Genomic DNA, 12652 nt, shown 5'->3' with positions numbered 1-12652 from the left:
GCATTCTTTTGGGTTGGCAACCCCCTAGCCCAAAAGAAACTACAGTTTTTCCACTTAACGGCTCAAAAACTCTGTTTTTGCTAGAGTTTTCCCCGTCACCGGGTCGATATACACAAGAGCTTGCACGCCGCTTTCCTCGGTTAGCAGCACAATAGCACCTTCATAAACGTCGATACTCGTAACACGAGCTCCGGCCGGCAAAGCCACATTTGCCGCTATTTGTAATTCACTACTATTTTTCCCTGAACTAAGCTTGTAAAAGATGGCCGCAAACACCGCTAGAAAGCCAAGGCCCATAATGACAGTTGAGCCGACGAGGAGTTTGCGCAGTTTTTGCTGCAACTGCATCGCCGCGGGATCTAGTGGCTCGTCGCCTTCGGCATGGTTGTCATCGATAGGATTATTCATGGGAAAGAAAACTCCACCAAGCGAAGCAGTGGCCCCGCAGCTTTTTGAGAACGCCTCGGGCGAACCCGAAACTGTGATCGTCGACGCTGAAGAAACAGGCTCTCGCTTGGATGCCTTTCTCGCGCGCGCCTGTGATGACCTGAGCCGCAGCCGTTTGCAAGCCCTAATCCGCGCTGGCCAAGTCACTATCAGCGGGCGGAAGATACTGGAGCCCAAACACAGGGTCAACGCAGATGATGAGATTACAATCATCATCCCAGAACCTGAACCTGCCGCACCTGAGCCCGAGTGCATTCCTTTGGATATAGCCTATGAAGACAAGGATCTGATTGTCATTAACAAACCCGCTGGCCTTGTCGTACACCCCGGCGCGGGCAATCCAAACGGCACGCTCGTCAATGCGCTGCTCTATCATTGCGGCAACGAACTCTCTGGGATCGGCGGTGTTAAGCGCCCCGGCATTGTTCATCGGTTGGATAAAGACACCACTGGCTTGCTCGTCGTGGCGAAGAACGACGCTGCCCACCAAGGCCTTGCCGCCCAATTCGCAGATCATGGCCGCACGGGCCCTCTTGAACGCGCCTATAAAGCCCTCGCTTGGGGCGCGCCGCCCACACTACAGGGAACAGTCGATGCAAATCTCGCCCGTTCCACCGCAAACCGGCAGAAAATTGCCGTAGTCCAATCCGGCGGCCGCCATGCAATTACCCACTGGCAAACGCTGGAACGCTTCGGCGATGAAGCACGGGACCCTGTCGCCTCGCTCATTGAATGCCGCCTCGAAACAGGCCGCACGCACCAGATCAGAGTGCATATGTCCCACCTCGGTTACCCCTTGCTGGGAGATCAAGAGTACGGCGCGCATTTCAAGAACAAATACATGAAGCTGGAAGAGCCGCTCCGCTCTCGTGTCAAAGGCTTCACTCGTCAAGCGCTGCATGCTGGCTTGCTTGCATTTGAACACCCCCTCACGGGCGAGTTGAAGCGTTTTGAGGCAGAACCGCCACAAGACTTCACGCAGCTGTTACTGGGTTTTCGCCAAATTTAGGTCTTTTTTCTGGGTAAACTCTGGAAACTTGCTACGAGAGCGCCCATATCAGGCGCTGGCACGCTGCGCTCAGGTGCCTTGCTCTTTTCCAACTTGCTGCAATGCAGAAGTAAACCAGTGTTTTCCTAAGGGGTGCTGCACATGGCCCGCAATTTACCAGTTTTAGGATCCGGCGAAGGTGGCCTCTCACGCTATCTGGACGAGATCCGCAAATTTCCCATGCTCCAACCGCAGGAAGAGTACATGCTCGCCAAGCGCTTCAAAGAGCATGACGAAGCTGAATCAGCAGAAAAACTAGTGAATTCGCACCTGCGTCTGGTGGCAAAAATTGCCATGGGCTATCGCGGTTACGGCCTTCCCATGGGCGAAGTAATCTCAGAGGGCAACGTTGGCCTTATGCAAGCGGTTAAGCGCTTCGAGCCAGACAAGGGCTTCCGCCTTGCCACCTACGCTATGTGGTGGATCAAGGCGGCTATTCAGGAATACATCCTGCGCACCTGGTCCCTTGTAAAAATGGGCACAACAGCAAACCAAAAGCGTTTGTTCTTTAACCTGCGCCGGATGAAAAGCCGTATCCAAGCCCTTGATGACGGTGATCTCAAGCCAGATCAGATCAAGAAAATTGCTACCGATCTAGGCGTCACAGAAACCGATGTGGTCTCCATGAACCGCCGCCTCGGAGGGGATGCCTCTCTCAACGCGCCAATCCGCTCAAGCGAAGGTGAATCCGGACAATGGCAAGACTGGCTGGTGGATGATTCTGAATCACATGAACATAGGCTTGCCGAGAAAGAAGAGTTTGATGAACGTCGCTCCATGTTGCAAAGCGCAATGGAGTGCCTCAATGACCGCGAACGACGCATATTCGAAGCACGCCGCCTCTCCGAAGAGCCAAGCACACTAGAAGAGCTTTCTGGAGAGTTTGGCGTAAGCCGTGAACGTGTGCGCCAAATCGAGGTTCGTGCATTCGAGAAAATTCAAAAAGCCATTCACGACAACCTACAAGAACAAGATAAAACTCAAGCCACTTCAGTTGGTTAATTACGCTTATGTTGCCTTGCCCCCGCAGAACAACGGGGGCAACTAGCGCCAAGCCTAATGATATGAGTTGTCGATCAACCACAAGACCCCTAAACTTCGATTAAAACCGGCGAACAAAAACGACAACGCCGGATAAGCTGCTTTGGGGGGCATCATGTCAGAGTCCGCGCGCGTACTTCAGCGCCGGCGCACACTTGCCAGTGTGATCGCCGTTATTTTTCTGGTCATCGCCGCGTTACTTCGCCTGACGAACCCGCAAGTTACCCAAAATTTCGCAGACACTTCGCTGGCCGCCTTCAACTACGTATTCCAGACAAGACCTGCCGAAGTTCAAAGCAAAACGATTTTGCTAGATGAGCGGAAACGCCCCTACAATGCACTCGACTGGCCTCGTTCCAAACTCGCACGTCTGATCAAAAAAGTCGGAGCAGCACACCCGGCAGCCATTCTCATTGATCTCGACTTTGGAAAAATTGACCCAACGTCACCTCGCGCACATGTGCCAGAGTATCTTGCAGATCTTAAAAACTATCCCAGCCCGCTCTCCAGCCTGCCTGATCATGACGCGATCCTCGCAAAGGCCATCCGCAACAAGTCAGTGGTGCTCGTGGCCCACCCGATAATACAAAATGGCCTAGCAATTAACACTCAGGTCGTTCCACCATTTCTGCCCCTACGCGAAGCGTCCACAGCAGTTGCCTTCCGCCCTGCCTCGGGCTTTGGACCGGTAAACTCAGACTGGCTGTACCAATATGATGTCAGTATGGCTACAAATAACTATCTATCCCCTGCAGCAGCAGCGCTAGAGCTTGCCTATCCAAACCACAAGTTTGTACCTAAGCGCCAGTCCTCCCGTGGAGAGATTATTCTGCGGCAAAGCGTGTTCGACAGCGCTAACGTGCTCTACGCAAAGGATTTGCGCGCCCTATCACGCACTCAGATCGCGCACCTTTTAGAGGGAAGAATAGTCACCATAGGCACAAAAGAACGAAACAGTGCAGCCCATTCCCGCGCCATTGATCAGATCAAGCAAGGCACAACTCTCGCTCGCCCTCTATGGACGGGGCGCTTGGAATTTATGGCAACGCTTGCGCTGTCTGCAATTTTTCTCATTGCTGCATCAGCTTATGGCATCCACGCAGCCTACACGATTGGCTCTGTGGCAATTGCATCTTTTATTGCGTTAGCCGCCTATCAGTTCCGCATACAAGGGATTATCATTGATCCTCTCTACCCCGCGGGCGTTGCCCTAGCCAGCGCAACCCTATGGATTAGCACCTACGCTGTCACACTCCGACAAGATCAATTACTCCTCGCCATCGGCTTTCGAAAGCTATTAGGCGAACGAGCTCTGCCTGATCTGTTAAACGAGCCGGAGCAAGTTCGACTTGAAGGCATGGAACGGCGCATCTCGTTTCTGCACGCCAAGCTTGATGGGTTTAGAAACCTCTATGACAAGCTCAATACCGAAGAGTTGATCGAGCTTTCCCGTGGTTTTCTGGAAGCCCAGTCAGAGCAAGTACTTGCGCAAAAGGGGACAATCAATCGGCGGGGCCGTGGGCAAATTTCAGCCTTTTGGAACGCACCGGTCTATCAGCCTGGTTACACTGCGCACGCGAGCAAAACTGCGACTGCGATGCTCTCTGCCATGGATGCTATTCATGAAAAGAACAGGCTCGAGCTCATACAAAAGGGCTACAATGCGCTGGAAATGCCTTTGAAAATCGCAGTATGTAGCGGCAAGGCGAAGATTGGCAATATCGGCGGTGCTAAGGATTTTCGCTACGCCGCATTAGGAAACTGCGTTGAGGACTCTGAAGAGCTGATCAACCATACAAGTCAAGCTGGCTGGCCATTGCTGATCTGTCACCATACCGCTATGGATCTGCAGGAATTTGCTGTGTTAGAGGTCATCCCCCTACCGATGCATCTTGCTTTCACCTGCAAAAAGGCCCATGCCCTGCTTGGTGATGCCTCCACCGCCTTCTCAGAGGAGTTCCTAATCCTCAAAAAGCATCATGCGAAACTGACCAGCGCTGTTAGCACTCGCGATTGGCAAGTTGCACTAGAATTAATCGAGATCTGTCGCAGAAAGGCCCGCCTTGATTGGCAGGGGATTTACGACGCCTTTGAGCAACATGTTACAGAGCACATTGCTCTTACAGAATTCACACAGGCAGAAGCAGCTGAATAGTGAAGCGATGCTTTACGCATCGCCACACATGCATGTTTTAGCGCAGCTCCACTGCGTAAGTTGATACATCAGCGGTGTTCTTAATCAGCTTGTTCGCCAGCAAAAACGCTGAAAACCGCTCATAACGCCCTCTATCCAGCGCTGCTGGGCGAGAGGCAAAACGCGGCAAAGTATCCGCCCATGCCAACCGGTTAAGCTCGTCATCAAGGCTTGGATACGCCGCGATAAACGCCTGCCAACTCTCCTGCGGGTGGTTCAGCAAGTAAACTGTTGCATCTTCAATTGCCGCCATAAAGCTTGCCAAGCGCTCATCATTCACCCGATCTTTGTGCGCAACATAGATCAGCTCATCATAAACAGGAACACCATTCTCTTCAGGATAAAAGGCTTTCCCCTTCACCCCTTCAATCTTCATCTGGTTCAATTCGAAGTTACGATATCCGCCGATAACGGCATCAACCTGACCGGCCAACAAACTCGGCGAAAGCGAGAAATTCACATTAATCAGCTCGATATCATCCAGCGTTAGGCCTGCTTTCTTCAGCATTGCCCCGAGCATCGCATCTTCAAATCCCGAAACAGAGTATCCGACCCGCTTCCCCTTTAGGTCACCTAGGTTTTGCACTGGCCCATCCGCAAGCACTGTCAATGTGTTAAGCGGCGTTGAAACCAACGTGCCAATGCGTACCAACGGCATACCTTCATCAATCTGTGCATGGAAGGAAGGCTGGTAGTTAATCGCGATATCCCCCTGTCCAGCGGCTACCAGCTTTGGTGGCATCGCCGGATCGGCAGGTTCAATCAGTTCAACCTCCAGCCCATGCGCGGCAAACATCCCTTTTTGCTGTGCGACAACCAGAGGGGCGTGATCTGGGTTTGCAAACCAATCCAACAGAACTGTTAGTTTTTCTGCGGCGTGCGCACTACCAACACTTATTAGGGCAGCGGCAAACGCTATTCCTGCAAGTTTTTTTTTCATCATGTATCTCGTTAGCTAGAACAAAGAAAATTAGTTTTCCGCTTGCCATGGCACGAGCAGTTTACACAGCCAATCAACTATTGCTCTGACTAGCAAAACCATGGTCGCAAGCAACGCAAGCGCGGCAAACATCGTATCAGTCTGCATGCGTGCATTTGATTGCAGCATAATAAATGCTAATCCGCCCTTTGCTCCCACCCATTCGCCAATCACAGCCCCAATTGGTGCAAACACCGCTGCAATGCGCAGCCCAGAGGCTAGCGAAGGCAGCGCGTATGGAATGCGCAGGTGGCGAAGAATTTGCAATCTCGACAAGCCATGCAGTCTGCCCAAATCCAGAAGAGCTGGCTCTGTTCGCCGCAGGCCATCATAAAACGTTGAAGTGATCGAAAAGAATATCACCAAAACCGCCATGATGATCTTTGAGCCAAGCCCAAAGCCAAACCACAACACCAACAACGGCGCAATCGCAAATACAGGAAGAGCTTGAGTGATCGTCACAGCAGGCAACAGCAACCGACGCGCTAGAGGTGAAATCGCAAGCAACAACGCAACAATAATGCCTGCAAGTGCCCCGGCTAAAAACCCTAGGACAGTCTCACCGGCGGTGATAAGTGCGTGCCCCAGCAGAAAATCCCACTGCGACAAAAGCTTGTGTAACACCGCCTGCGGTGCCGGTAGCAAATACTGTGGTAGGGCAAAAGCCCAAACGCAAAAGGCCCAAACGCCGACAAAGGCACCCAGTCCCATGCCGCCATGAATAAGCCTTTTCACAGTATTATACATGCAACCACTCCAGCCAAAGAGCGGGCTACCAGAGACAATGGGAGAGAAAAAGCGAGTAAACGCTCAGAGCATGCGCCCAAAAGCTATCGCAATCCGTCCCTTCGCCGGCATGACCCGGATCAGGTTCAAAGGGTCCGGCATAGCGCCATCTCAGCTCAATCAAGAGCACCCCTCGGAAAACGCGCTTACCTTGCCGCGAACATTCACGAAAGGCAAGCAAAAATGCTTAGCAGTGGAAATGTATCAAGCACAGAACCAGTCTAATTCCAGGCCTGCATCGCTTTAGCAAACACCTGTTGTCCGCGCTCGCCCTTCTGCATACTCAAAAGCGCCCTTTGACCACTCCGGTAAACCATCGGCAACTCTAGAAATTCTCTTGACTTAAGCAAGGAGAGGTTATCCTGCTTTTCACTTTCTAAATCAGAAAGCGCTAACCAAAACAGGTTGTTAGAAACTGGTGCGGAAGCCCCGCGTAGCATCTTCGCATTTTCTTCTTCACCACTACGCGCAAGCAACATGGCAACATCTTGAATACCTTCACCGGAAAAATCTTGCGGCACGTCGAATTCTATCTCCACGACATGGCTAGCAGGTAGATTGTCATCACGATTGATGCTGATCGTAAAGCTGGCTTTAAGCCTGTTACCAGGCACATCAACACGGGCTTTGATGACAGGGTCTTTGCCTGAAACTTCTTCTAGGCTCCAAACAACATGCCCTTCAAGAATGCGTCCGCGTCCACCATCTTGCAACGCACCTTCAAAAAGCTGGGTACGATACCCCTCTATCCCTTTCGGCTGGGAATCCTGCAGCGCTTGAGCCGGTGGCACACTACCTGTAGCAGCTGTACTACCACCAGCATTTGGCAAGGCAGATATTCTTGTCGTCTTCACGGCCGTAGCATCGGGCGCAACCCTCGCACTGTCATCTTGCAACAAGCGATCTTCGCGCTTCTTCCGCGGGGCGGCAGGAGGTGTCGACTGGACAGATGATGGTGGCGTACCGGCGCTTTCCGTTGCAACTGGATGGTTACTTCCATTGCCAAACATCGCGGCCCAATCATCCTTCTCTAACGAGAATAGACCGTAGCCGCCGACAAGCAACACAAGCGCAACCAAAACCAAGCCAATAAGGCGCGGAGTGCGACTCGGCTGCAGTCCTTCAGAAAGATAGGGAACACCAGCTGCGGCCTCGCTCCCTGCCTGCTCCTCACCATTCGCACCTTGTTTCGATGCCTCATCTCCTTTAGCACGACGCGGTTTTCCCGGCTCCCAAGCTTCTTCCTTTTTCACGAAAGACGCCCATGCCTGCCCCCGCTTCTTCGCAGTATCTGCTGCCTTGGGCTCTTCGAGAGGTGCGGAGACTGTATCCCCCACCGGGGACTGTGTAATGTCAGTTTTATCAGGAGATGTTTGCGCGGAAAGCGCACCGGCGGCTTTAAATGCGCGCTTGAACAAAGAGCCACCAGTTTCACTTGCGCTCTCTGTAGAATCACCTTGCAGCGCTGATGCTCGCTGCGGAACGATTTCTTCCTCAGCTGCCGCGGTCTCCTCAGGCTCAGATGCCGAAGGCGAGCTTTGCGCAGCTCCCAACTCGCTCTCACTGTTCGCAACAGCAGTCGGTTCTCGCTGCAGGACAGAGTCGGCGCTGAATTCACTAGCTGGACTTGGCTTGGCGCTTAGCCCTAATGTTTCGCGCGCTGCCTCAGCTTCAACTTTACGAATACACTCTTCCAGCTTCAGCTGCTCAGCGGTTATTTGCGCAGGCGCCAAAGGTGGTTCAAAATTCTTAAGCTGATTTACTATTGCCGCCCGCGCACGAGAATACACCGCGCGCCGGGCTGAACCGTTGTTTTCCTGAAGACCTGCAATGGTCTTTTTTAGAACGGAATAATAGTCCGCCATTTACTCTCACAAGCCTCCAGGCATTCCTGTTTAATCCTGAAACGGATTTTGCACCAAAATTGTGTCATCACGCTCTGGGCTTGTGGAAAGCACAGCCACCGGCGCGCCGATTAGCTCTTCTACCCGGCGCACATATTTAATCGCCTGTGCAGGCAGCTCTGCCCAAGAGCGCGCACCTTGTGTGGTTTCTTTCCAGCCAGGCATGGATTCATAGATCGGAACCACCCGAGCCTGCGCCCCTTGCGAAGCTGGAAGGTAGTCGATCCGCTCCCCGTCTAGCTCATAGCCGACACAAATTTTAATCTCGTCCAACCCATCTAATACGTCAAGCTTTGTCAGGGCAATCCCAGTGATACCAGAGGTACACACAGTTTGGCGCACAATTACGGCATCAAACCAGCCACAACGGCGACGACGGCCGGTATTGGTCCCAAATTCATGGCCGCGCTCGCCAAGGAATTCGCCAACTTCGTTTTGCTGCTCTGTTGGGAAAGGCCCTTCACCAACGCGCGTGGTATAAGCCTTGGTAATGCCGAGCACGTAATCGATAGAATTCGGGCCAAGACCACTACCGGTTGTCGCCTGCCCAGCCACTGTATTTGAGGATGTTACAAACGGATAGGTGCCATGATCGTTATCCAGCAGCGCCCCTTGTGCGCCTTCAAACAACAAGCGTTTACCCTCACGGCGTGCCTGATCCAGCAGGTACCAGCTCTTGTCCATGAATGGCAGAATTTTATCGGCAACGCTGGAGAGCTCTTCAAAAATGGTCTCAGAGGAGATTTCGGCCAGCCCAAGACCGCGTAGCAGGGCATTATGATGCGTCAGCAGACGATCAATTTTGGCAGGCAAGGTGCTCATATTGGCCAGATCCATAACGCGAATAGCCCGGCGCCCAACCTTATCTTCATAAGCAGGGCCAATACCACGTTTAGTGGTACCAATCTTGGTGCCTTCTGCACTTGCGTTTTCTCGTAGTGCATCCAGCTCTCGGTGTAACGAGAGGATCAAAGTTGCATTATCAGCAATGCGCAACACATCAGGAGTAACTTTCACCCCTTGCGCACCCAGACGCTCGATTTCTGCAACCAGCGCATGGGGATCAATAACCACACCATTACCAATAACAGAGAGCTTACCACGCACCAAACCGGAAGGCAGAAGTGCCAACTTGTAGCTCACACCATCGATAACGAGAGTATGCCCGGCATTATGGCCACCTTGATAGCGGATAACCACATCCGCTTGTTCGGAAAGCCAGTCGACAATTTTGCCTTTCCCCTCATCACCCCATTGTGAACCCACAACGACAACGTTGGCCATGAAACTTCGCCCTCCTGCGGCGCATTCAATGCTTTAGGATCACTGGCGTTTCTGCCCGCCAGCTCGAATGGATGGCGCGAGACGTTTTCCACTTACTGAGAAAAGTCGCAGCCCGCTCGCCATTAAGAGCTTATCCGATGACCTTATATAGAGAAGCCGCTCGCCTGACGAGTCACTTCCTCACATTTCTCGCTAATTTTCAGGGTGTTTTCTGCAACTAAAAGCGATGTTTTTTCATCAAGCAGAAAATGGGTGGTGTAATCGCTCAAATTTCTTTAACAGGATAACTAAGATTGTTTTTAAGTATTTTGAAAGTGCCCAAATCAATGAGTCAGGCCTCAGCATCCGCAACTACGTCAAATCAAATGTCGCTGCTCAGCTGGTTCCTCTTGCTGCTGCTTGGCTGCTTATGGGGAGGGGCCTTTTTCTCGGCAAAAATAGCTGTCTCGCAAATCCCTGCCCTGCCGCTGGTGTTTCTTCGTGTCTTTATTGCCTCCATCGCCCTTTGGGCATACGCCGCAGTCGCCGGAATCGCAGTACGATTAACCTATCGGGATATCCCGATCTTTCTACTCTTGGGCCTCATCAACAACGTCCTCCCCTTTTCATTGCTTTTCTGGAGTCAGCAGTACATTCCTTCCGGCCTCGCCGCTGTGCTAAATGCCTTCACGCCGATATTCACAATGCTCCTCGCACAAATTGCCACAAGTGATGAGCGCCTATCGGTCGCTAAAGTCGTGGCGGCCATTCTAGGCTTAGGAGGCGTTGCAGTTCTCGTCGGGCAAGACGCATTCGCTGGCGAAGCCGGTGTATTCCTGCCGCAAGTCCTTTGCCTTACCGCCGCCCTGTCCTACGCCTTCGCATTCATGTTAGCCAAGCGCATGCAGGGGTACTCCACTTACACACTTGCGGCGGGACAACTAACTGGAGCATCAGTATTGCTTATCCCGGTGCTATTCATCAGCTGGAACCCCGGCCAGTCCATCGCGCTCGTCGAATTGGCTTCCGTTTCTTCTGGTGTTTGGGTGGCTGTAGGCGCTCTTGCCCTCGTGTGCACCGCTGCTTGCTATCTCATTTACTTCAAGCTAATCCGCGATGCGGGCAGCACCAATGCCTCTCTGGTCACGCTTATCGTGCCACTATCTGCAATCTTACTTGGATATGTTTTCCTTGGCGAAAAACTTCAAGTCAATCACTGGATTGGCGGCGCACTCATCTTCACAGCCCTGTTGCTAATTTCAGGAAGAATCAAACTGGGCCGAAACCGCGCATAAAAAAAGGGCAGCCAACGGCCGCCCTTGTCTCAAACTTTATCTTGAAAGCCCTTAGCCTGCAAAATGCAGCAGTTTGGCTTGCTTCACCTGCGAAATGGCTTCGATCTGCTCGGTCACTGCCTCGCTAACTTCGCCATCAACTTCCACCAAACAGATCGCCTCATCACCGGCAGTCTTACGGCCAAGATTGAAAGTAGCGATGTTTACACCGGCATTACCAAGGATCATGCCCAACTGGCCGATAAAGCCGGGCTTATCTTCGTTGGTCACATACAACATGTTCTCGCCCAGCTCGGCTTCCATGTTAATGCCTTTGATCTGGATAACACGCGGCTTACCATCGGCAAACACGGTTCCAGCAACAGAGCGCTCCTGACGCTCGGTAACAACAGTCAGACGAATGTAGTTTTCATAGGCCCCCTGCCGCTCACGGCGCACATCTTCAATCTGAATGCCGCGCTCTTTCGCCATGGCAGGTGCAGAAACCATGTTGATGGTCTGCAACAGCGGCTTCAAAACACCGGTTACGGCTGCTGCTGTCATCGCTTTCACATTCATCTCGGCAACATCGCCTTCATACTCGATGCGAATGCCTTTGATAGCTGTTTCAGTTGCCTGACCTGCGAAAGAACCCAGCTGCTCAGCCAGTTTGACAAACGGTGCCAGACGCGGCGCTTCTTCAGCAGAAATGGACGGCATGTTTAAGGCGTTGGTTACAGCGCCATTCAACAGGTAGTCAGACATCTGCTCAGCCACCTGCAGCGCAACGTTTTCCTGCGCCTCGGAAGTGGACGCACCAAGGTGCGGTGTACACACCAAGTTCGGCGCACCAAACAGCACGTTTTCTTTTGCTGGCTCTTCGGTGAAAACATCAAACGCCGCACCACCGACTTTACCGCTATCCAGCGCCGCACGCAGGGCAACCTCATCAACAAGCCCACCACGCGCACAGTTGATGATGTAAATGCCGTCTTTCATAGTGGCAATTGCATCAGCATCGATGATGTTGCGGGTCTTGTCGGTCAACGGAGTGTGTAGTGTGATAAAGTCAGCGCGCTTGAACAACTCGTCCAGCTCAACTTTTTCTACGCCCAGCTGAACAGCACGTTCTGGTGAAAGGAATGGATCAAACGCCACCACTTTCATTTTTAGGCCAATTGCGCGCTCGGCAACGATAGAGCCAATGTTACCGCAGCCAACCAAGCCAAGGGTCTTGGAGGTGATCTCCGTACCCATGAATTTGGATTTCTCCCACTTACCAGCTTGGGTAGAAGCATCAGCAGCAGGAACCTGACGGGCAACAGCAAACATCATCGCAATAGCATGCTCTGCTGTGGTGATAGCGTTACCAAACGGGGTATTCATGACAATGATACCCTTGGCAGTCGCGGCAGGAATATCGACGTTGTCAACGCCAATACCAGCACGCCCAATAACCTTCAGATTGGTCGCTGCCTCAATGATTTTCTCCGTCGCTTTGGTCGCAGAGCGGATAGCCAAGCCATCGTACTGACCAATAATCTCGGCGAGTTTATCTTTATCCTTACCTACGTCAGGCAGGAAATCTACATCGCAGCCACGATCTTTAAAAATCTGTACGGCGCGTTCGGATAGCTTGTCGGAAATTAGAACTTTAGGTGCCACGGGTCTCATCCTTGAATTGCAGGCATAGTCTAGGGGACCGGTCGCACATTG

General features: G+C 52.3%; 10 protein-coding genes and 1 riboswitch. Of the genes, 4 read left to right on the top strand and 6 right to left on the bottom strand.

Features of this window, described 5'->3' with window-relative positions:
* Positions 1-54 precede the first annotated feature (54 nt).
* Positions 55-408, bottom strand: a complete 354-nt coding sequence (locus AYK82_RS07500) for a DUF6476 family protein (RefSeq protein ID WP_068313515.1) — start codon at positions 406-408, stop codon at positions 55-57.
* Between AYK82_RS07500 and AYK82_RS07495 the strand changes: the two genes are divergently transcribed.
* From AYK82_RS07495 to AYK82_RS07485, 3 genes are all read left to right on the top strand, one after another.
* Positions 407-1456: an RluA family pseudouridine synthase gene (locus tag AYK82_RS07495; RefSeq protein ID WP_068313512.1), complete on the top strand. Its 1050-nt coding sequence runs from the start codon at positions 407-409 to the stop codon at positions 1454-1456. The genes AYK82_RS07500 and AYK82_RS07495 overlap by 2 nt on opposite strands.
* Before the next feature lie 141 nt (positions 1457-1597).
* Complete coding sequence (gene rpoH, locus AYK82_RS07490; protein ID WP_068313508.1) at positions 1598-2497, top strand: RNA polymerase sigma factor RpoH; 900 nt, start codon at positions 1598-1600, stop codon at positions 2495-2497.
* Positions 2498-2651: 154 nt separating this feature from the next.
* The gene (locus tag AYK82_RS07485) at positions 2652-4691 is read left to right on the top strand and encodes a CHASE2 domain-containing protein (RefSeq protein WP_068313505.1); all 2040 of its coding nucleotides are present in this window, start codon (positions 2652-2654) and stop codon (positions 4689-4691) included.
* Positions 4692-4728: 37 nt separating this feature from the next.
* Here the strand turns inward: AYK82_RS07485 and AYK82_RS07480 are convergent, their stop codons facing one another.
* The 4 genes from AYK82_RS07480 to AYK82_RS07465 all read right to left on the bottom strand — a co-directional run bounded on the left by AYK82_RS07480 (position 4729) and on the right by AYK82_RS07465 (position 9683).
* On the bottom strand, positions 4729-5670 hold the full coding sequence (locus tag AYK82_RS07480) for an ABC transporter substrate-binding protein (RefSeq protein ID WP_068313502.1): 942 nt from the start codon (positions 5668-5670) through the stop codon (positions 4729-4731).
* 30 nt (positions 5671-5700) lie between these two features.
* On the bottom strand, positions 5701-6456 hold the full coding sequence (locus AYK82_RS07475) for an ABC transporter permease (RefSeq protein ID WP_244265727.1): 756 nt from the start codon (positions 6454-6456) through the stop codon (positions 5701-5703).
* Positions 6457-6535: 79 nt separating this feature from the next.
* Positions 6536-6639: riboswitch (TPP riboswitch) on the bottom strand.
* A gap of 77 nt (positions 6640-6716) precedes the next feature.
* Entirely contained in the window at positions 6717-8360 is a 1644-nt protein-coding gene (locus tag AYK82_RS07470; RefSeq protein WP_068313499.1) for a hypothetical protein, read from the bottom strand.
* Between the two features lie 30 nt (positions 8361-8390).
* On the bottom strand, positions 8391-9683 hold the full coding sequence (locus tag AYK82_RS07465; protein ID WP_068313496.1) for an adenylosuccinate synthase: 1293 nt from the start codon (positions 9681-9683) through the stop codon (positions 8391-8393).
* A gap of 326 nt (positions 9684-10009) precedes the next feature.
* On the opposite strand from AYK82_RS07465, the gene AYK82_RS07460 reads away from it, so the two are divergent.
* The gene (locus AYK82_RS07460; protein WP_208976429.1) at positions 10010-10957 is read left to right on the top strand and encodes a DMT family transporter; all 948 of its coding nucleotides are present in this window, start codon (positions 10010-10012) and stop codon (positions 10955-10957) included.
* A 51-nt stretch (positions 10958-11008) separates the two neighbouring features.
* Here the strand turns inward: AYK82_RS07460 and serA are convergent, their stop codons facing one another.
* Positions 11009-12601, bottom strand: coding sequence for a phosphoglycerate dehydrogenase (gene serA / locus AYK82_RS07455; protein ID WP_068313490.1), 1593 nt, complete (start codon positions 12599-12601; stop codon positions 11009-11011).
* Positions 12602-12652: the final 51 nt, after the last annotated feature.

It is taken from the genome of Polycladidibacter hongkongensis, assembly GCF_001561995.1.
Classification (GTDB): Bacteria; Pseudomonadota; Alphaproteobacteria; order Rhizobiales; family Stappiaceae; genus Pseudovibrio; species Pseudovibrio hongkongensis.
This window is presented reverse-complemented; position numbering and strand designations above follow the sequence as displayed.